Origin of the sequence: Allosalinactinospora lopnorensis, from assembly GCF_000981225.1 — a bacterium.
GTDB lineage: Bacteria > Actinomycetota > Actinomycetes > Streptosporangiales > Streptosporangiaceae > Allosalinactinospora > Allosalinactinospora lopnorensis.
The window spans coordinates 1-20,376 of the sequence record NZ_LAJC01000065.1 but is presented as its reverse complement, the minus strand read 5'-3'; the positions used below and the strand labels follow the sequence as shown (position 1 = coordinate 20,376).

The window sequence follows — 20,376 nt, the reverse complement described above, 5'->3', positions numbered from 1 at the left end:
GTCATGTCCCCCGTATCCGCGTCTTCCCCGTCCTCCGCCCACGACCCCGCCGCGCCACTGCGCGTGGCGATCGTGACCGAGTCATTCCTGCCGCAGGTCAACGGCGTCACCAACTCGGTCTGCCGAATCGCCGAGCACCTCGCTGCCCGGGACCACCGGGCCCTGGTCCTCGCTCCGGGGGCGGGCCCGTCCTCGTACGCGGGTTTCCCGGTGGTGCGCCTGCCCGGCGTCCCGCTTCCGGGGTACCGCGAGTTCGCGCTCGGGTTGCCCGCGCGGCGCCTCGTCACCGCTGCGTTGCGCGCTTTCGAGCCCGACGTGGTGCACCTGGCCTCCCCTGTTCTACTGGGACAGGCCGCGGTGGAGGCGGCCCGCCGCTGGGCGCTGCCGACCGTGGCCGTCTACCAGACCGACCTGCCCGGTTTCGCCGGCCGCTACGGCATCCCGGGCGGCGACGCGCTCTGGCCGTTCCTGCGCCGCCTGCACGCCGCCGTGGACCGCACCCTGGTGCCGTCGTCGGCGACCCTGCAAACGCTCGCCGACCACGGTCTGCCCCGGCTGAGCCTGTGGCAGCGCGGAGTGGACGGCGAGCGTTTCCACCCGCGCCACCGAGACGAGGGGCTGCGGCAGAGCCTGGCCCGCAACGGCGAGGCCATCGTCGGCTTCGTCGGCCGACTGGCACGCGACAAGCGCGTCGACCTGCTCGCCCACGTCGCGCGGCTACGCGGGGTGCGGGTGGTGATCGTGGGCGACGGTCCCGACCGCGCCCGGCTGCGCAGGAGAATCCCCGGAGCGGAGTTTCTCGGCCAGCGCACAGGGGAGGAGCTGTCCCGGATCTACGCGTCGCTGGACGTCTTCGTGCACACCGGCGCCGACGAGACGTTCTGTCAGGCGGTGCAGGAGGCGCTGGCCTCCGGTGTGCCCGTGGTGGCCCCCGCGTCGGGCGGACCGCTGGACCTGGTGTTCCCGGAGCACAACGGCCTGCTGTACACCCCGGACTCGGCGCGGGAGCTGCGGGTCGCCGCCGGCCGGCTGATCCACAACGCGGCCCTGCGGGCGCGCATGGCGGCCGCCGCTCGGGAGACCGTCGAGGGGCGCGGCTGGGAGGTCATCGGCGATCAGCTCATCGGCCACTACCGATCGGTGATCGCCCCGAGCCACGCACTGGTGCCCCACGCGCGACCGCGGGCATGAAACCCGCTAACGTGGCCTGCGTTGGCGGAGGGCGGGACCGGCCCTTCCGCGCTGACCGGTCCTGTCCTTCGCCTCCGTCAGTTCAGCCGGGCGCGGGAGAGCAGGCTCGCCTGTCCGGCACCGACGGTGACGTCGGCCAGTACCTCGCTGAGCCGGTCGAGGTGGGCGCGGATCCAGGGCAGCGCCGTGGGGTCGTCCGCGGCGAGCGCGGCGTAGCGCTGCGCCTCGGTCTCGCCGTAGAGAAGGCTGGTGGCGACGCGCACCCGCAGCGCGTCCTCGCTCTCGCCGAACTCCACCGCCGGAAGCACGCCCATGCCGTACTCGTCCAGCAGGAACGCGGCGAGTTCCGGGCCGGTGGTGACGTCGTGGTCAGCGGCGAGGCGGCCGCGCCACCCCTCGAAGTCCGGGTAGAGGTAGAAGGCCGCCTGCGGGGCCACCACCATCGCGCCGGCGGCCACGAACCGGTCGGTGACCGCACGCGCGACCAGCCCGTGCAGCCTGCGGCTGCGCGCGATGTGATCGACGAGCTCGGCGGGCTCCTCGAAGGCGTGGACGGCGGCCTGCTGGATGGGCGCAGCGGGGCTGGACCAGATCTCGCTGACCACACCGAGCAGGTCGTCGCGGAGCCGGTGGCCGAGCTCGCTGTCGGGCAGCCGTGTGACACCGAGCCGCCAGCCGCCGAGCGCCAGGTTCTTGCTGAGCCCGGTGGAGATCACAGTGCGCTCGGGTGCGAACTCCGCGGGACTGTGCACGACCGTCCCGGGGTCGTAGACGAGATCGCGGTAGATCTCGTCGGAGATGATGAACAGGTCGAGCTCGCGCGCCACTTCGGCGAGCCGCTGCATCGTGCAGCGCGAGGCGACGGTCCCGGTGGGGTTGTCGGGAAGGGTGACGATGACGCTGCGGACGTCGCGCCCCTCGGCACGCGCCGCGGATACGGTAGCCGCGAGCAGGTCGGGCTGGGGAGCGCCCCCCTGAGCGGGTGCCGTGGGGATCAGCAGGGGGCGGTGCCCGGCGAGCTGGGCCTGCGCCGCATAGCTCACCCAGCTCGGCGCGGCGATAGCGGTGTCGCCGCCGATACTCAGCAGTAGGCTGTAGAGCAACGGCTTGCTGCCCGGTCCGGAGACCACCAGATCAGGGTCGGTCGGCAACCCGCGGCGTTCCCAGTAGCCGGCCGCCGCTGTACGGAGCTCGGACGTACCAGCGACGGGCCCGTAGGCGTTTCTGTCACCTCCCAACGCCAGGGCATCCCGCATTCCGGGGTGCACGGGCAGACCGGCCTCACCGAACCCCAGGGGGAGAACGGGGAGCCCCTGGCGCCGCTTCTCGGCCAACGCTTCGTTGACAGCGAGGGTTGCGGACACAGTGACAGACATGTGGTTTTCAACTCCGCATCGTCCGGGTCTCGGGAACCACCGGCCGGACTCCGCCGACCGGTTGCCCTTCAGCCTGCCCCGTTCCATCCATCAGTACAAGCGAGTCTTTTCGATGGATAGCGTAAGGTGGCCTTATGCTTGACCTGCTGCGGTTACAGATCCTCAAAGAATTCCGTGATCAGGGCACGATCGCGGCCACGGCTCAGGCGCTCGGTTACACCCCTTCGGCGATCTCCCAGCAGTTGGCCACCCTGGAACGCGAGGCGGGAACGCCACTGCTGGACCGTACCGCCCGCAGTGCCGAGCTGACGGACTCCGGCCGGCTCCTGGCCGAACACGCCGAGCAGATCCTGGCGATGGTGGAGGCCGCCGAATCGGTACTGGCCGCCCAGACCGATGTCGCCCTCGGTCGGGTCACGGTGACCGCCTTCCCCACCGCCGCCGTGGCCTTCGCACCCCGGCTGGCGGAGAGCCTGCGCAGGCACGAGGGCATGCAGCTGGTGCTGCGCCAGACGATGCAGAGCACCGGCTCGCGCCAGGTCGCCACCGGCGAGGTCGACATCGCCCTGGTGGACGACTGGTCCGGCCGCGCGCCCGATAGCAGCGCGGGCACGCTGCGGCACGTCCACCTGCTGCACGACCCCATGGTGCTCGCGGTGCCCGAGGACCACCGCCTGGCCGACCCGGAACGGCCCGTGGAACTGCACCGGCTGCTGGACGAGGCGTGGATCGCGGCCCCGCAGGGCGAACCCTCCCGCTTCGGTACCGACCGGCTGCTCGCCGACGTCGGCGGTGCGCCCGCCGCGGCCTGGGAGTTCGAAGGGCTCGGCACCATCCTCAGCCTGGTCTCCCGCGGCATCGGCATCGCCGCGGTCCCCGCTCTCGCGCTGAACGGGGGGACGACCGGCCTGGCCTTCCGCCGGCTGCCCGAAGACGCCCCCTCCCGGGACGTCTACGCCGTCGTCCGGGCCACCAGTGTGCAGCGCCCGGCGATCGACGTGACCATGCGCGCCATCGAGACCGCGGCCGCCGACGTGCGCCGCTCTCTCGGTGCCGCCCTGGAGAAAGCTCCGGTCACATGAGCCTGGGCCGCGTTCTCGGCGCCCCGTGCCCGCCGAACGGGGACGCGGCCCCGCTCCGCGCCGGTCGGCCTCAGGTGTAGCCCTCCAGGGAACGGAACCGGCGCCGCACCCTCTCCAGGCGGCGCCGCAGGCGGCGGGCGATGTGCAGCGACCGGTCGCGGTCCTCGCGGGCGTTCCACCACCGCGCATAGGCCTCGATGCGCCGCTGGCGCAGTGCGCTCAGCTCGGCCTCCAGCCGCTGCACACACCGGTCCAGCTCCGCGTGGTCGCGTTCGAAGACGGCCATGTCGGCCTCGTACGCGCCGGCCTCGCACTCGGCGCGGCGGAGCTGGGCGACGATATCCTCCGCCTGCGCAGCAACGCTGTTCTCCCGGCCTGCTCCAACGAACCACACATGTGCTCTCTTTCCAGCGCACACCATGTATCACTGAGCGGGCTCGCAAAAACTGCGGAAATTGAACGGCGAGCGGGAAGCACCACCCCGGGTCGGTCACCTCCGCCGCGGCCGGATGGCTCGGTAGATCTCCTCGAACCGGCGCAGGGAGCGCTGCTGATCGTGCGTCTGCGCGATCCGCCTGCTGGCCTCCCCCATCGCCGCGCGCCGCTGCTCCGAGGCGAGGACCCCCTCCAGGCACCGGGCAAGGGCCTCGATGTCGCCCGGGGGAAAGAGGGAGCCGTTCTCCCCCTCGCGCACCAGATGGGGCAGGGCGAGCGCGTCGGCGGCCACCACCGGCAGCCCGGCCGACATGGCCTCCAGCGTGGCTATGCTCTGCAGTTCGGCCACGCTGGCGATGGCGAACAGGTCAGCGGCCGCATAAGCCGACGACAGGTCCGCGTCGGGTACGAACCCCAGGAAACGCACCCGGTCGGCCACCCCGAGTTCTTCGGCGAGCCGCCGCAGGTCCGCCCGCTGCTGTCCGGTTCCCACCAGCGCCAGTTGCAGATCCCGGTGCCGGTGCACAAGAGGCAGCGCCCGGATCAGCTCGCCGATGCGCTTCTCGTCGTCGAGGCGGCCGACGAACACCGCGGTCTCGCGCTCGGGCAGGTCGAGCCGGCGGCGTGCGGCCGCGCGCCTTCGGGGCGCGGGCGGAAGCGCTCCAGGTCGATGCCGCAGGAGACAGCCTCCACATGGCCGCGGAATCCCTTCTGGGCGAGGAGCGACGCCGCCCGTTCGGTGGGCGTCGTGACATAGTCGACCCCGCGGGCCACTCGTATCATGTCCCGCCAGGCGAGCGCGCCGACAAACCCGTGCAACCGCACGGGGACGCGTGCGTGCGCGAACAGGTTCTCGGGCATGAAGTGGTTGGTCAGCACAACGGGGATACCGGCCATGCGGCCGCAGCGGATCGCGCAGCGGCTGACGGTGAAATGGCTCTGGGCGTGCACTACCTGCGGGGCGAGCCTGCTGACGAGCCGGGCCCCGTGTCCGGTGATGCCCATCGGCAGAGCGGCCCGCATGGGCGGATGCTCCGACACCGGCACCGAACGCAGGCGGTGCACAGTGACACCGGCGTCGTGCTCGATGCCCGGAGGGCCCTCCGACGACGGGCACACCACGTGGATGTCGTGCCCGCGCGCCGCCAGGCCCGCGGCGAGTCGGCGGGTGAAGTAGCTCGCCCCGTTGACATCCGGCGGAAAGGTGTCCGCGGCTATCAGGATCCGGTTGGCGGAATCGGGTTTCGCGGTCGCTCCGCCGGCGGACACGACAGGGTCCCGGGTCGGCACGGTCCTCCTCCTTATGCTCGGTTCAGGTGCTCGTCCGCGGTCGCCGCCCCGCGTCGGGGTTCCGGTTCCTCGCCCTGGCCAGCACTATCGTCCCCGCGATGGCGAGGGCCCCGGCGGCGGTCGCCAGCGCCCGGTCCGCCCCTGTCGCCGGGAGTCCTTCGCCCAGCATCACCGCCCCGATACCCGCCCCCGTTATGGGATCGACAATGAGCAATGTCGCGTAGGCGGCCGCGAAATGGCCTGTTCGGTAGGCGTTCTGCTGCAGCAGGCCGCCGAAGACCGCCGCCCCGATGGCCAGGACCGTCAGCCAGCCGAAGACCACGGTGACGTCGGACGCCACCTGGGAGGCCACGACCCGCGCGAACGCGGAGGTCGTGCCGAGCGCCGCACCACCGGCGGCCGCGAGCAGCATGGCGCGCGGCCCGGCCGGGATGTGGTGCGCGACGAAGTAGGCGGCGCCCCCTCCGCACGCGATGACGGCGGTGAGCACCAGCCCGGTCGAGAGCGGCATCACCGGTGGGGCGGAATGGTGCGGGAAGAGCAGGATGACCCCGGTGAGCCCCACCACGACGGCCACCCCGGCGACCACCGGGCCAGGGCGTATCCGGCGCCTGTTGAAGAGGGTGGACAGCACGATCGCGAAGATCAGCCCGGTGACGCCGATCGGCTGGATGATCGTGAGCGGAGCACCGCTCAGCGCCGCCAGATGCAGGATCACCCCGACCAGCGCGGCCAGCGTGCCGATGATCCACCTCGGCCGCCGCGCCAGGTACACCAGGAACCCCGGCAGGGCGACACTGCGGCCGGGAGCCCGTACCGCATCGCGCTCCTGGAGCGCCGACCCCAGCGCGAGCGAGAACGCCCCCGCAAGCGCGAGCAGCACCGAGATCGTCGTCACGCCCACCGCGGCGCTCCCTCCGCGATCCGGTTCTCCTGCACGATCGTCCCTCCGGTCCCGCCGACCGCATCCGACTGTGTTCAGGGTGCTCGGAAAAGGAACGGCCCGGCTACACCGCCAGCACCCCGAATAAGGGGCGTGCCACCTCTACCCCGTCCTGTGCTGAGGTTTTCCCAGAGGATCCGCCGGGACCGCCTCCCCGGAACACATCTTTACCGCACGGCGTCCACTCCAGGACACCGGTCCCGGACCGGACGGGGACCGCCGAACGGGACGGAGAGATCGTTGGGCAGAATGAGGGCCTATCCCCGGACATGGTAGAGGTGAGCCTATTGAACGCCGTGGAACTCGACGACACGGACGCGGCGATCGTACGCGAGCTTCAGGCGGACGGCCGCCTCCCTTTCGAGAGCCTGGCCAGACGTATAGGGCTCTCCCGGGCGGCCGCCCGGCTCCGGGTGCGGCGCCTCCTCGACTCCGGGATCATCCGTGTGGTCGGCGTACCGCATCCCGCGGTGCGCGGTGTCGGGGTTCTCGCCCAGGTGGCACTCGGGGTCGACGAGGGCACCGCCCCGGTCGGCGCCGCCCTCGCGGACCTGTCCTCCGTCACCTCCGTGGCCGTGACAACGGGGCGCCTCCCCCTGGTCGCCGAACTGCGCGAGCGCGACCTCGCGGGACTGACCGCGACCGTGGACCGGATCCGGAACCTACCCGGCGTCGCGGAGGTCGACACGCTGCTCTACACCCGCGTGCTCAAGGACCCCTACTTCGCCTCCTCCGAGCCTCTGCAGATCGACCCCGACGAGACCGACCTGGTCCTGCTCGGCATGCTGGAACGCGACGGCCGCCTCTCCTTCGCCGAGATGGCCGGGCACGTCGGCCTTTCCGCCGGCGCCGTGCGGAGCAGGGTCAGGCGGCTGCTGCACAAACACGCGGTCCAGGTGACCGCCCTGCTCAACCCGGGGGCGCTGGGGCTGGCCCGGCACGGCGGTTTCACCCTGCTGCTGGCCGAGGACAGCGACGCCGCCAAGGAGATCACCACCTGGGAAGAGACCCTGTTCCTCACCGGGTGCCTCGGCCGGGCCGACCTGACCGGCGCCGTCGCCGCCGAGTCCGTACCCGCTCTGCACGCGCTCTTCGAACGGCTGCGCGCGCTACCGGGTGTCCGTGTCACCGACACCTGGCTCCACCTTGAGCGGGTCGAGGAGCGGTACGACCGCTAATCGCCCTCCCGGCAGGCCGCGGGGCGCGCCTCGCGGCCTTTCCGCCCGCATCGGGCGCTGTGTCCTGGTCCGGCCCGGCGTGACACGATGGACACCATCGGTCTAGACCGGATGGGAGCCCCCATGCCCGTTTCCCTCCTCGTGCCGCGCCCGGCCGAGCTGTCCGTCGGCGCCTATGACGGCCTCGCGCTGACCCCCTCCACCCGGATCGACGCCGATCACACGGCGCGCGGCACGGAGATGTGGCTGCGCTCCGAGCTCGGTGCGGCCACCGGTCTCCCGCTGGCGCCCGGCGACGGGCAGAACGCGCAGATCAGGCTGAGCGTGGACCCCAGCGCCGGGCTCGACGCCGAGGGATACCGGCTGATCATCGACGGCGAAGGGGCGCTGGTCGTCGGGCACGACCCGCCCGGCGTGTTCTACGGCGCCCAGACACTGCGCCAGCTCCTTCCGGCCGGCGCCTACCGCCGGTCCCCCGTCGCCCCCGCCGCATGGGTTCTCCCGTCCGTGCACATCACGGACCGCCCCCGGTTCGGCTGGCGCGGCTGCATGCTCGACGTCGCCCGGCACTTCATGCCCAAGCACGACGTGCTGCGGTTCATCGACCTGCTCGCCATGCACAAGCTCAACGTGCTGCACCTGCACCTCACCGACGACCAGGGGTGGCGCATCGAGATCAAGCGCTACCCCAAGCTCACCAGCGTGGGCGCGTGGCGGCGGGAGAGCCAGGTGGGAGCGGGGCATCCGCCGGTCTTCGACGGCAGGCCGCACGGCGGCTTCTACACCCAGGACGACATCCGCGAGATCGTCGCTACGCCGCCGCCCGGCACATCACGGTCGTTCCGGAGATCGACGTCCCCGGCCATTCCCAGGCCGCGATCGCCGCCTACCCGGAACTCGGAGAGGGCGATCCGGTGGAGGTCGGCCGGCAGTGGGGCGTCATCGAGAACGTCCTCAACGTCTCCGACGCCACCGTGAAGTTCTACCAGGACGTCTTCGACGAAGTCATGGAGCTGTTCCCGAGCAGGTACATCCACATCGGCGGCGACGAGTGCCCCAAGGGGCAGTGGCGGGCGAGCGAGAAGGCCCAGCAGCGCATCCGCGAGGAGGGACTGGCAGGGGAGGACGAACTGCAGAGCTGGTTCATCCGGCGGTTCAACGCCTACTTCAGCGAACGCGGCCGCCGCCTCGTAGGGTGGGACGAGATCCTGGAGGGCGGCCTGGCATCGGGAGCCACCGTGGCGTCGTGGCGCGGCACCGAGGGCGGGGTCGCGGCGGCACGGGCCGGCCACGACGTCATCATGTGCCCGACCGGCACCTGCTACCTGGATTACCGGCAGTCCGACGCCGAGGAGGAGCCGGTCCCCATCGGCGCCGCGCTGACCCTGGCCGATGTCTACGCCTCGGAGCCGGTGCCCGAGGAACTCACCGAGGACCACGAGCGGCACGTGCTCGGCGCGCAGGTCAACGTGTGGACCGAGCACATGGACTCGCCGCGCGCCGTGGACTTCATGGCCTTTCCCCGGCTCGCGGCGTTCGCAGAGACGGTCTGGTCCCCGGGCGGACGCGACTACCGGGAGTTTCTGCCCAGGCTGGAGTCGCACCTCGTCCGGCTGGACGCGCTCGGCGTGGAGTACCGCCCCCTTGACGGCCCCCTGCCCTGGCAGCAGCGCCCGGGCGTCCCGGGCCGCGAGTGAGACCGCGCGGGCCGTGGCGTCCCCGCGGGGACGCCACGGCCCGCTGCCGGTTCCACGGCCGAAGGACGCGGAACCGTTCCGGTTTCCCGGGAAGCGCCGTGGTCCGTGTCAGGGAAGGGCCTGCCGCTGCGGGAGCCGCCCCCCTTCCTCCTCTTCGATGACCTGGCGCGCGACATCGGGGTAGTCGGAGATGATGCCGTCGACGCCCATGTCGATCACCGAGCGCATGTCCTCGGCCTTGTTCAGCGTGTAGGGGAGGATCTCCATGCCGGCGTCGTGCACGCTGTCGACGTAATCGGCGTCCAGGCCGGTGTGGTTGGGGTTGATCTGGTCCGCCCACTCGGCGTAGTCCTCGATCTCCCCCTCCGGGGCCCGCCCCAGCAGGCCGTGCGGAACCTCGGGGAGCTCGTCGCTGGACCGCTTGACCGAGTCCCAGTCGAAGCTCTGGATGACGAGGCGGTTCGTCTCACCGTCGCTCGGGGCCAGCCACTGGGAGTGCTCGGCGAACGTGTCCGCGATGTCCGACTCGATGCCGGGGTAGAGCGCGGGCGACTTGATCTCAAGCAGGAAGCCGATGCCGTACTGTTCCAGCCGGTCCAGGACCTCCTCCAGGGTGGGAACCTCCTCACCGGCGTAGTCGGAGCCGTACCACGAGCCGGCGTCGAGTTCCTTCAGCTCGCCGAGCGTGAAGTCGCCGACGTTGTAGGGAGCGCGGTCGGGGAAGACGTCCTCGACGTCGGTGGTCCGTTCCAATGTCGTGTCGTGCACGACCACGAGCTCGCCGTCGCTGCTGCGCTGGACGTCGACCTCGACGGTCGTCGCTTCCCGCTCGTCGGCCTCGTCGATCGCCGCGAGTGTGTTCTCCGGGGCGTACCCTGACGCTCCTCTGTGAGCGACATCGGTGACTACCCGCGCTTCGGAGCCGGTACCCGACGCGTCGTCGGCCACGGGCTCAAGGGCAGGGACCGCTACAGCAACACCGCCGCCGCCGACCAGCGTCAAAGCCGTAGTGGTCGCGACGATTCCCAGTCGCTGGAACATGACACTCCCCCTTCAGGGGCGAATTCACTGACAGCCCTAGGGTGACCCCAGAGAGTTACCGACTGGTGTCAGCAAAACGAGCCGGGGGTGCAGCTCCCAGGAACTCCCTTACACGTGCACTAGACCTACCGGTGAACAGCGCCGAACTCGCGACACGAACCACCTATTGTGAGCATTTCATTGCGCTGTGTGCGACTTTTGAGGCTGTTGATGGTCGCACACAGCACCTCCAACCTTACTTTGAGTAGCGGATCACGAGAGGTTCGAGCATGCGCAAGCCCAGCAAGAGGTGGATCGCGCTCTCCAGCGCCACCACGATCTCCGTTGCCGGACTCGCTGTTCCCACCGCTGCCGCGGCCAACGACGAAGCGCCGCCTGCGTGGCCCGTTGTGCGGCAGAACGCGTCGTCCTACACCCTGGACGGATTCACGATCGGGTACCTGCCGCCGAGGCTGGAGGAACACGGCCTGAACGCCAAGTCCGCAACGGACGGGCACGGCGGCCGGACCTCGGACATCACCTGGATGGAGGGCCCCGATGAGGTCTACGGCAAGATCGAGGTCCTCCGGGACGGGGGCATCACCTCACTCGCCGACCTCCGGGACGCCCAGTACGGCCACCTCGACGCCGACCAACTGAGGGAGATCGACAACAACGACAGGGACACCTACCTGTCGGAGGGGACCGGTGACCTGTTCTGGGTCGAGGAGCCCGGACTCGCGGTCACGATCTACCTGCGACCCGAAACGTGGGACTCCGGCGAGCTGACCCGGATGGCCGCCTCCAACGAACGGCAGGAGGAGACGGAGCCGCAGGGCGGACGGGCGGGGGATCCGCAGTCCCCGGAGGACGGCGCTGGGGCGGACGGCTTCGAAACCGGCCGGCCCGAGGCCGTCGACGCACCGGAGGGCGGAACGACCCGGGAGGCGCCCCACGCGAATCCCGGCGCTCCCCGGACGCTGGAGGGGGGAGCACCAGAGGACGAGCAGCCCGCGGCAGGGCATGGGGACGGGGCCCACGCGCGCCAGGAACTCCCTCCGGACGTGTCCGAGCCGGAGGTCCGCCGCTGCCTCGCCGGGCAGGTCATCGGCGCGACCCCGGGGAACACCGAGGAGACCGCCCTGGACGCGGGGGCCGTCGCGGCCAGCGAGGCGCGGTTCGCCGAGCTCTGGAGCGCCACCGTCGAGACCGACCGGAAGGACGCGGTGAACGCGTGCGCCGAGCGCTTCGGGATCGACCCGTCAGTGGTCGAGGCGATCACCGAGAGGACCGGCGGTGAGACCCCGCCCGGCGGTGCGCGGTTCCGGGACGCCTTGGCCTGGACCCTGCCCTCCGCCCCGATGAACCACTGACCCGCTTCGGACACCGGCGGAGCCCGCCTGTGCGGGCCCCACCGCCGATGTCAGTCCTGGTGACGCGTGGGCTGTACCGTACCGGTGACCTCCCCCAGCGAGATGGTGCCGCCGCCCATACCGTGCGCCGACCCGCTGATGGTGAAGGTGTCGCCGTCCTCCAGGAAGGTCCGGGTGGAGCCGTCGGCGAGGGTCAGCGGTTTCGTCCCGCCCCAGGTCAGTTCCAGCAGCGATCCGCGTTGTCCGGGCAAAGGTCCGGAGATGGTGCCGGAGGCGTAGAGGTCCCCCGTACGCAGCGCCGCCCCGTTGCTGGTCATGTGGGCCAGCATCTGGTCGGGCGTCCAGTACATGGACGCGTAGCGGGGACGCGAGACGACCTCCCCGTTGAGCCGGAGCTCGATCGCCAGGTCCAGCCCCCAGTCGGCGACCCGCTTGAGGTACGGGAGCGGCTCGGGCTCCTGCTCGCGCCCGGCGATCCGGGCCGCGCCGAGGGCGTCCAGCGGCACCACCCACGGCGATATCGACGTCGCGAACGACTTGCCCAGGAACGGCCCCAGCGGCACGTACTCCCACGCCTGGATGTCGCGGGCGCTCCAGTCGTTGACGAGGACGACGCCGAACACGTGCTCGGCGAAGTCCTCCACCGGAACGGCACGCCCCAGCGAGGTCGGCGAGCCCACGACGAAGCCCAGTTCGGCCTCCACGTCCAGACGGCGGCTCGGCTCGAACATCGGGTACTCGACCCCCGGCGGGCGGCGCTGGCCGGCCGGGCGCACGATGCCGGTGCCCGAGGACACCACCGTCCCCGCGCGGCCGTGATAGCCCACCGGCAGGTGGCGCCAGTTGGGGTTGAGCGGTTCGCTGTCGGGCCGGAAGATCCTCCCGACGTTGCCGGCGTGCTCCAGCGAACAGTAGAAGTCGACGTAATCGGCGACGTCGAACGGCGCCTGCAGCCGTACCTCGGACAGTGGGACCAGGTGCGGCTCGGCGAGCGCGCGCCCGGCCTCCTTCGTCAGCATCCCGGAGACCTTGGCGCGTGTCGCCCGCCACGCGGTGGAGCCGCGCGCCATGAACGGGTTGAGGGTGGCGGCGGAGAACTCCGGGTCGCCCAGGAGCGCGGCGAGGTCGAGGACGTAGTCCCCCACGCGCACGCCGACCCGGGGCGGGTCCCCGGCGTGGGAGAACACTCCGAAAGGCAGGTTGTCGGCGCCGTACCCGGACTCGTCGGCTCCGGACACCCAGGTGGTGGTCACGTTCCTCCTCGATTCGAGTTGTGGTCTCCGCGCCCGCCGCTCGTGGCGGAGCGCGCCGCGGGGCACGGGGCGCGCTCCGCCACCTCCACCCCGCACCATTCGCCGGGACTTCCGGCCCGCCGCGCCCGGTGTGCGGACCGGGGCGGCCTCCCCCGTACATCCCCGTCAACCGGCCCCGGCCAACCCCAGGCGCTCGACGTCGGCGATCGGGGCGCGCGTGCTGCATGACCCGTAGGACACGAACAGCGTGCGCGCGTGTTCGGCGACGAGGCGCGGGATTCCCCGGATCTCCCCCGCCAGTGTCCCGGGGTCGTCCACCAGGAGGGCGTCGGCCACGGCGTGCTGGCCGTGGCCGTCCACCGCCTCCGCTGTGGCGAGCAGCAGGTTGAGGTAACCGTGGTGGGTGAAACCGGTGGCCTCGTCGGTATGCCGGACGGCGTGGTGCAGCCCGGCCGTCGCCTTGAACGGAACGGTGTGTTGGGCGCAGGTGGCGATGAAGGCCGCGAGTTCGGCGACCTCGGGGAACAGTTCGGCGCGCACGCCGCCGCAGCGCACCTTGGCCCCGAGCGGCGCGGCGCCGGCCAGCTTGGCCACGGCGTCCAGCCACCCGGGGCCGCGCTCCACCTCAAGGTAGAGGGGCCGGCGTCCGGGTTCGGGCCCGACCCCGGCCAGGTAGCGGGCGGCCCTGCCGACGTCGTCGGGAGCGACGGGCGTCTCGTAGTGCGTGATCCGCACCCGGGGATCGGGCGGCGCGGGCACGCCGTTCATGCCGGCTTCGGTATCGAGGAGCAGCCCGACGTGCATCGCCTCGGTCTCCCTGTCGGAGAGCGCCGCCAGCAGCTCCTCCCACCGGCTCAGTGGGCACAGGAACCGGTGGGTGAGCATCGCGTTCGCCTCGCTGCGGTCGGCGCGGTGCCGCCGCACGGCCTCGGTCATCGGCAGCGCTGTCGGCGGGAAAAGGCCGGCGTCGTCGACCAGTGCGCGCAGCAGGACATCCGTCGCGCCGCCGCCATCGGGCATACCCGCACCCTCCACTCGTTCCGGCGGCTCCGAGCGCCGGAGCGCGCTCTCGCCGGGGCCCATCAGCGCGCCCACGTCCACGCGTAGCCCGGGTCCTCGCACTCACGCCCCGCCGGGCCGATGTCGAGCGGGCGGAAGGTGTCGATCATAACCGCTGTCTCGCTGGTCCGCTGGGCACCCAGCGCGGCCTCGACCGCCCCGGGCTGCGGACCGTGCGTGAAGCCGGCCGGGTGCAGCGAGACGGATCCGATCCCGATTCCGGATCCCTTGCGCGCGGCGTAGTCGCCCGCCACGTAGTACATGAACTCGTCACTGTCGACGTTGTGGTGGTTGTACGGGATGGGCACGGCCTCCTCGTGGAAGTCCAGCGGGCGCGGGCAGAAGGAGCACACGACGAAGTTGGGCCCCTCGAACGTCTGGTGGACGGGCGGCGGTGCGTGCGTCTTCTTCACGATCGGCTCGAAGTCGCCGATGTTGAAGGCGTACGGGTAGAGGCAGCCGTCCCAGCCGACGACGTCGAACGGGTGGTGCGCGAACGTCATTCGGGTCAGTCCGCCGCGCGTGCGCACCAGAACGGGGGTGGCCGACTCGGCTTCGGGCCCGTCCATGACCAGCGGCTCGGTGGGGCCGCGCAGGTCGCGCTCGCAGTAGGGCGCGTGTTCCAGGAACTGGCCGTAGCGCGACAGGTAGCGCTGGGGCGGGCGGATGTGTCCGGCGGCCTCGATGACGAGCGCGGCGACCGCCCCTTCGGGGACCCATCGGTGGATGGTGCCGGTGGGGACGTTGACGTAGTCGCCCTCGCCGGCCCGGATGACCCCGTAGGTGGACTCGAACCGCGCGGAGCCGGACTGCACGTAGACGGTCTCGTCGCCGACGGAGTTGCGGTAGAGCTCGCTGGGCCGGTCGGCGGCGGCGAAGCTGAGGCGCACGTCGTTGTTCCCGGCCAGCAGCCGGCGCCCGCCGACCAGATCACCGCCGGACTTCAGCTCGGTGGTGCGGAAGTGGCGGGGCGCCAGCGGCAGGTTCGGGGTGGTCTCGGCATCGGCCGACGGGTCGTCCGCGGGTTCGGACTTGACGATGGCGGTGGGCGGGAAACGGTGGTAGAGCAGCGAGGAATCCGAGGAGAAGCCCTCCTCGCCCATCAGCTCCTCGGCGTAGATCCCCCCGTCGGGGCGCCGGAAGACCACGTGGCGCTTGCGGGGAAGCTCACCAACCGCGCGATAGAACGGCATCGGGAGTTCCTTTCTGACAGAGGTGCCGTTCCCGGCGCCTCGGGTTGTCCACAACGCGGAAGCGGGTGTGGCGGGACCGCAGGCGGTGCGGGTGGACTTGGGAGTGGGGGCACGTTCCCTCCCCTATCCCGCGGCGGTTCACGACAGCGGGGGAACGCGGTCCGGTCCGGCGCGGTTTCCGAGTCACGGCGCTCCCTCCGGTACGCCGACCGGCCGGCCGCATGCGCGAAGGACAGCGGCGCGAACCGTTCGGCTGTCGGCGTCGGGAAGCACCGCGCACAGGTGGGCGTCCGGCCTGACCACGTGGGTCGTCCCGGTGCCGCCGCGCAGTGCCGTCGCCAGGGTGCCCTCGACGTCGATGTCGCTCAGCGCGTACACCGCCACGGGTAGCGGGGTCCCGGTCATCGCGTCGGCGAGCGCCCGGGCGTGTTCGGGATCGGCGGTGAGGACGGTGAATCCGCCGCCGAAGAGTTGCCGCAGCCGGGTGACCTCCGGGCGCCCCGGTACCCGGCACGGCCCGTCCGGGCAGATCACCCCGGGTACCGGTGGACGGCTCTGCCCGGGTTCGGCGGGGATGGGCTCGGAAACGGCGGGCGGCGTGGTCAGCGACGATCCCGGGTACCAGTAGGGCTCGGCGAGCTTGCCCGAGTCGATCCGGGAGCGCGCGCCGGGATCGGTGACGGCCAGCTCCAGTGTCTCCCGCCTGCACCGCCGGTTCTCCTCGCTGTGCGGAACCAGGAACCGCATCGTGTCCCCGGTGACCCGCAGGTTCTCCCGCGCCGCGGCCCAGCGCTCGTCGTGGTAGCTGTCGAGGAGGGTCTCCGCGGCGCGCGGGCCGGTGGCGGAGGTTCGGGTGCATGCCAGCTTCCAGCCGAGGTTCTCCGCGTCCTGCACCCCGCTGTTGAGTCCGCGCGCCCCGAAAGGGGCGTAGAGGTGGGCGGCGTCGCCGGCGAGGAACACCCTGCCGACGCGGAACCGCTCCGCGCAGCGTTCGTGGAACCGGTACACCGACAACCACACGAGCTCGTAGGGCCGTTCGCCCACGATCTTCCGGATGCGGGCCTCCAGCGCCCCGCTGGCCCGCTCCTCCGCCAGGTCGTAGTCCTCGGACACCTGCCAGTCGATGCGCCAGGTGGAGTCGGGGCACTGGTGGAGAAGCACCTGGCGTCCGGGGTTCCACTCCGGGTCGAAGAAGAATCGGCGCTCGTTGGGGAACGGCAGTTCGGCGCGGATGTCGCAGATCAGGAAGCGGTCGGCGAAGGACTCACCGGGAAAGCCGATACCGAGCAGGTGCCTGACGGCGCTCCGGGGGCCGTCAGCGCCCACGAGGTGGCTGCCGCGCGCGGTGCCGTGACCGTGCTCGCCGTCGGTCTCGACGGTGACGTGGCCGGCGTGCTCGTGCAGCGCTGTGACCCGGTGGCCGTAGCGGAGCGTGATGAGCTGCTCCGCCTCCGCGCGGCGCAGCAGCTCCTGCTCCACGCGGGCCTGGGAGATGTTGATCCACGGCGGCAGCTCGGACGCCGTTCCCGTTGCGCCGCCGGGGAACGTCACGGTCCGCACCTCGTGCTCGCGGTAGTAGGTGCGCGCAGTCGTCCAGGTCGTTCCTTCGGCCACCAGCGGGGCCGCGACGCCGAGCCGGTCGAAGACGTCGAGCACGTCGCGCTGGAAGCAGATCGCTTTCGACCCGGTCTCGCGGAAGTAGTCGGCGCCCCGCTCCGCCTCGGTCTCCAGTACCAGTGACGGCACGCCGAACCGGGCCAGGGTGAGCGCCGTGCACAGTCCCACCGGTCCGGCCCCGGCGATCAGCACCGGATCGGAGGGGGAGGACCGACCGTCCGGCGCCGCCGAGGACTGGACTGCAGATGACATGGGCCGCTCCCGCTCGACTTCGGTCGGTTCGACGTCGGGGCCGCGCCCCGCCGGTCCCCGAGGGGCGGCCGGACAGCGACGCCCCGCGGACGCTCCGCGAACCGCGCCCCAAGGGCTCGTTCCTCTTCCTGTTCCCCTTTTCCGCTGCTCAGTCCTGCAGCTGTGCCCACACTTCACGGTCGCGCTCGGCCGTCCAGACCGTGGGCCGCTCGACTCCGCTGTACTCCTCCCAGAGCCGCGCGACGTCGAAGGGCAGGCAGTGCTCGAAGATCGGCCACTGCCCGAACTTGGGCGCGAGCGCGGCGTGTGCGGCCTCGAACGCCTCCTTGAGGGGGCCGCCGCGCCCGTGGACGAAGCCGACCTCTTGGCGCATGACGTCCAGGAAACCCCGGGTCTGCGCGATGGCGGCGTCGCAGGCCTCCCGCCCCTTGGCCACCGCACCCCGGCCTCCGACCAGTGCCTCGGCTCCGAACGCGGCGACGCGGTCCAGCGTCGCCGTGGCCCAGTCGTGGTGGAAGGCGTCGCCGGTGTAGAGGGCGGCCTCGGCCTCCACGAGGTCCCCGGTGAAGAGGACCCGGTGCCTGGGCAGCCATGCGACGATGTCACCCTCGGTGTGCCCGCGCCCGCAGTACTGCAGGACGAGGTCACCGCGGTCGCCGCCGAGGTCGATCGTGAACCTCTCGGCGAAGGTCGCGGTGGGCCAGGTCAGGCCGGGGATGGACTCCGGCTCGGCGAACAGGCGGGGCATCCTGCCGTATTCGCTGGCCCAGTCGGCCTCGCCCCGCTCCGCGATGAGTTCGCGCGTCTTCTCGTGCGTGAGGATGACGTCGGCCTCGAAGGCGCTCGCCCCCAGCACCCGGACCGCGTGGTAGTGCGAGAGCACCAGGTAGCGGACGGGCTTGCCGGTGTGCTCACGCAGCCGCGCGAGCCACGTCCGGGCGGCCGCGGGGGTGGCCAGGGCCTCGAAGCAGACGAGGAAGTCCTCTCCCTCGATCGCCCCGATGTTGGGGTCGCCTTCGGCGGTGAGCGCGTAGACCCCGTCGGCGAGGACCTCAAGGGTCTGCCGTTTCTCTTCGAGGTCCGCGGAGCTCGCGAACGGTTTGGCCATACCCCGGCACTCCTTGATCGATTATCGAACTAAATATTCTTATTTAGAACCAATGGTAGATGTGACCCAGGCCACCGGCAAGGGGCCACACCGCGGCTCCCCTCCGCCCACCCGGCCTGCTGGGAGCGCCGTTCCCCGAAAGAGACGAGTCCTCGTGAATCGCTCTACTCTGAACAGATGGCCCACCGACACCCCAGCAAGCTCAACGCGGAGCACGTCGATCACCCCAGGGCCCGCAGCCTCCTCAAGGCGGAGCTGGCCAACTGCGCGGAATGCCGCGAAACGGGAAACAGCGAGGCGCTGGCCGACGTGGAGCGCGGCGGCATCTTCGACTCACTGCTGAAGGGCTTCGTCATCAAACAGGCGGAGCGGTGGCGCACCCGGCACACCCGCTACCCGGTGAGCCTCTACTCGCTGCTCCCGCCGGACGAGGTCAAACGCTGGGCCGCCCCGACACGGAACGTGGCGCTGATGTGCGTGATCAAGTACCGCAGGGCGCACCGGATCAACACCCAGGACGCGCTCAGCGAACTGCGCCGCCTCTACGACGACGACCGCGCCCTGGTCCTGGACGACGTCGTCGACGGCCTCATCGACGACGAGGGGCAGTAGGGGGGCGCCTCTCCGTCTCCGAGGACGGAGGCGGCACCTCCGAGGGTGTCACGGGGGAGCCCGGCGACAGCTTCACCGTGGACAGCGGACACACCGTCACCATCGACGACGGGGGCGTGGAGGGCGACTCCTCGGTGCGACCACGGCACCCGAGTAGCGGGCCGCCCGCTCTTCAGCGAGTGAGGCGACTCTCCCGGCCCGGTGTCCGGGCCGCTCTGCCCGCAGCAGATCTCCGCACGGCAGAAACGCTCGATTCCGCCCTCGTTCCGGCCGCAGGCTGAAACGGACCGGCCCGACCAGGCGAGCGCCGCCTGGCCCCGGAAGGCCGGTCCGAGGAGGAGACGTGCTCTCGACCGAACCGCGGCTCGCGGCGGCGGACCCCGCCGCCGCGCCATTCGACGACCAGATCGCGGCCCGCCTGCTGCACGGCCGGATCGTGGTGCTGGGCGCCCAGGTAGACGACGCGATCGCCAACCGCGTCTGCGCGCAGCTCCTGCTGCTCGCCGAGGAGGACGCCAAACGCGACATCACCCTGTGCATCAACAGTCCGGGCGGCTCCATCACCGCCGGAATGGCCATCTACGACACGATGCGGTTCATCCCCAACGACGTCGCCACCCTGGCCATGGGCTCCGCCTACAGCATGGGGCAGTTCCTGCTGTGCACCGGCACGTCCGGCAAGCGCTTCAGCCTCCCCCACGCGCGGATCATGATGCACCAGCCCTCCGGAGGCTGGGCGGGACCGCAGCCGACATCGCCATCCAGGCCGAGAACCTGGCCCACACCAAGCAGACCATACAGCGGCTCATCGCCGAGCACACCGGCCAGCACGCGGAGAAGGTGGCCGAGGACCAGCGGCGCGACCGCTGGTTCACCGCCGAGCAGGCCAAGGAGTACGGATTCGTCGACCGGGTCGTGGCGAGCATCGCCGACCTGGGCGACGAGACGGCCCGCCGCTTCGGGTTCAGCACACCGGCCGCCGCGGCGGGCAAGGAGGGAGGAGCGGCATGAGCGGGCGCTACACGATCCCGACGGTCATCGAGCGGAGTCCCAAAGGAGAACGCTCCTTCGACGTGTTCAGCCGGCTACTCTCGGAGCGGATCATCTTCCTGGGGACCGCGATCGACGACGACGTCGCCAACGTCGTCATGGCGCAGCTGCTGCACCTGGACTACGAGAACAACGAGCGCGACATCCAGCTCTACATCAACTCGCCGGGCGGCTCCAGCACCGCGCTGACGGCGATCTATGACACCATGCGGTTCGTACGCGCCGACGTCGCGACCGTCTGTATGGGGCAGGCCGCCTCAGGAGCGGCCGTGCTGCTGGCCGCCGGAACGCCGGGAAAGCGCGCGGCTCTGCCGCACTCCCGGATCCTGCTGCACCAGCCCTCTACTGAGGCCCAAGGCGAGGCCGCCGACCTGGAGATCCAGGCGGCCGAGGTACTGCGGATCCGGGCCCAGATCGAGGAGATCCTGGCACACCACACCGGGCAGAGCGCGCAGCGGCTGCGGGAGGACACCGACCGGGACGCGATCTTCACCGCCCAGCAGGCCAGGGAGTACGGCCTGATCGACGATCTGATCACAGCGCGCGACCTCGCCCTCAGCACGGCCTGAGGGCGGGGCCGCCCGGTACCGCGCGGCCGTGCTCAGGCGGCGAGCAGCATCGCCTGCGGGCCCGCTCCGGGGCGGGCG

16 protein-coding genes and 3 pseudogenes are annotated in these 20,376 nt (G+C 71.4%); 8 read left to right on the top strand and 11 right to left on the bottom strand.

What is annotated here, in order from left to right:
• Positions 1–3 precede the first annotated feature (3 nt).
• Complete coding sequence (locus VS93_RS20395) at positions 4–1,191, top strand: glycosyltransferase family 4 protein (RefSeq protein WP_046471501.1); 1,188 nt, start codon at positions 4–6, stop codon at positions 1,189–1,191.
• Between the two features lie 77 nt (positions 1,192–1,268).
• On the opposite strand, the gene VS93_RS20390 is transcribed toward VS93_RS20395, so the two are convergent.
• Complete coding sequence (locus VS93_RS20390) at positions 1,269–2,567, bottom strand: pyridoxal phosphate-dependent aminotransferase (protein ID WP_046471500.1); 1,299 nt, start codon at positions 2,565–2,567, stop codon at positions 1,269–1,271.
• 134 nt (positions 2,568–2,701) lie between these two features.
• Here VS93_RS20390 and VS93_RS20385 point away from each other — a divergent pair, with 134 nt between their 5' ends.
• The gene (locus VS93_RS20385) at positions 2,702–3,649 is read left to right on the top strand and encodes a LysR family transcriptional regulator (protein WP_046471499.1); all 948 of its coding nucleotides are present in this window, start codon (positions 2,702–2,704) and stop codon (positions 3,647–3,649) included.
• A gap of 70 nt (positions 3,650–3,719) precedes the next feature.
• Here VS93_RS20385 and VS93_RS20380 read toward each other — a convergent pair whose 3' ends face one another.
• From VS93_RS20380 to VS93_RS20370, 4 genes and pseudogenes are all read right to left on the bottom strand, one after another.
• On the bottom strand, positions 3,720–4,043 hold the full coding sequence (locus tag VS93_RS20380) for a hypothetical protein (RefSeq protein WP_046471498.1): 324 nt from the start codon (positions 4,041–4,043) through the stop codon (positions 3,720–3,722).
• Between the two features lie 96 nt (positions 4,044–4,139).
• Positions 4,140–4,877 carry a glycosyltransferase gene (locus VS93_RS33100; protein ID WP_394298837.1) on the bottom strand — a complete coding sequence of 246 codons (738 nt, stop codon included), beginning with the start codon at positions 4,875–4,877 and terminating at the stop codon, positions 4,140–4,142.
• Positions 4,802–5,353 (bottom strand): annotated as a pseudogene (locus VS93_RS33095) (glycosyltransferase); the annotation flags it as partial. The pseudogene VS93_RS33095 and the gene VS93_RS33100, both read right to left, overlap by 76 nt.
• Before the next feature lie 43 nt (positions 5,354–5,396).
• Positions 5,397–6,278 carry a DMT family transporter gene (locus tag VS93_RS20370; protein ID WP_052745891.1) on the bottom strand — a complete coding sequence of 294 codons (882 nt, stop codon included), beginning with the start codon at positions 6,276–6,278 and terminating at the stop codon, positions 5,397–5,399.
• A 335-nt stretch (positions 6,279–6,613) separates the two neighbouring features.
• Here VS93_RS20370 and VS93_RS20365 point away from each other — a divergent pair, with 335 nt between their 5' ends.
• Positions 6,614–7,495: an Lrp/AsnC family transcriptional regulator gene (locus VS93_RS20365; RefSeq protein ID WP_052745893.1), complete on the top strand. Its 882-nt coding sequence runs from the start codon at positions 6,614–6,616 to the stop codon at positions 7,493–7,495.
• A 123-nt stretch (positions 7,496–7,618) separates the two neighbouring features.
• Positions 7,619–9,192, top strand: a pseudogene (locus tag VS93_RS20360) (beta-N-acetylhexosaminidase).
• Positions 9,193–9,300: 108 nt separating this feature from the next.
• On the opposite strand, the gene VS93_RS20355 reads toward VS93_RS20360, so the two are convergent.
• A complete protein-coding gene (locus tag VS93_RS20355) occupies positions 9,301–10,233 on the bottom strand; it encodes a glycerophosphodiester phosphodiesterase (RefSeq protein WP_046471496.1) in 933 nt (310 codons plus the stop codon).
• Positions 10,234–10,502: 269 nt separating this feature from the next.
• On the opposite strand from VS93_RS20355, the gene VS93_RS27235 reads away from it, so the two are divergent.
• Positions 10,503–11,585: a hypothetical protein gene (locus VS93_RS27235; RefSeq protein ID WP_052745890.1), complete on the top strand. Its 1,083-nt coding sequence runs from the start codon at positions 10,503–10,505 to the stop codon at positions 11,583–11,585.
• 50 nt (positions 11,586–11,635) lie between these two features.
• On the opposite strand, the gene fahA is transcribed toward VS93_RS27235, so the two are convergent.
• The 5 genes from fahA to VS93_RS20325 all read right to left on the bottom strand — a co-directional run bounded on the left by fahA (position 11,636) and on the right by VS93_RS20325 (position 18,067).
• Positions 11,636–12,838, bottom strand: a complete 1,203-nt coding sequence (fahA, locus tag VS93_RS20345; protein WP_046471495.1) for a fumarylacetoacetase — start codon at positions 12,836–12,838, stop codon at positions 11,636–11,638.
• Between the two features lie 165 nt (positions 12,839–13,003).
• Positions 13,004–13,858, bottom strand: coding sequence for a hypothetical protein (locus tag VS93_RS20340; RefSeq protein ID WP_046471510.1), 855 nt, complete (start codon positions 13,856–13,858; stop codon positions 13,004–13,006).
• Between the two features lie 62 nt (positions 13,859–13,920).
• Positions 13,921–15,090, bottom strand: coding sequence for a homogentisate 1,2-dioxygenase (locus VS93_RS20335; protein ID WP_046471494.1), 1,170 nt, complete (start codon positions 15,088–15,090; stop codon positions 13,921–13,923).
• Between the two features lie 183 nt (positions 15,091–15,273).
• On the bottom strand, positions 15,274–16,959 hold the full coding sequence (locus VS93_RS20330; RefSeq protein ID WP_082127060.1) for an FAD-dependent monooxygenase: 1,686 nt from the start codon (positions 16,957–16,959) through the stop codon (positions 15,274–15,276).
• 148 nt (positions 16,960–17,107) lie between these two features.
• Positions 17,108–18,067 carry an MBL fold metallo-hydrolase gene (locus VS93_RS20325; RefSeq protein WP_046471492.1) on the bottom strand — a complete coding sequence of 320 codons (960 nt, stop codon included), beginning with the start codon at positions 18,065–18,067 and terminating at the stop codon, positions 17,108–17,110.
• Positions 18,068–18,244: 177 nt separating this feature from the next.
• On the opposite strand from VS93_RS20325, the gene VS93_RS20320 reads away from it, so the two are divergent.
• From VS93_RS20320 to VS93_RS20310, 3 genes and pseudogenes are all read left to right on the top strand, one after another.
• Positions 18,245–18,679 (top strand): hypothetical protein, encoded by a 435-nt coding sequence (locus VS93_RS20320; RefSeq protein ID WP_046471491.1) that lies wholly within the window; start codon positions 18,245–18,247, stop codon positions 18,677–18,679.
• Positions 18,680–19,022: 343 nt separating this feature from the next.
• Positions 19,023–19,690: pseudogene (locus tag VS93_RS20315) on the top strand (ClpP family protease).
• On the top strand, positions 19,687–20,298 hold the full coding sequence (locus VS93_RS20310; RefSeq protein ID WP_046471490.1) for a ClpP family protease: 612 nt from the start codon (positions 19,687–19,689) through the stop codon (positions 20,296–20,298). The pseudogene VS93_RS20315 and the gene VS93_RS20310 overlap by 4 nt, the downstream one beginning before the upstream one ends.
• The last annotated feature ends 78 nt before the right edge of the window (positions 20,299–20,376 follow it).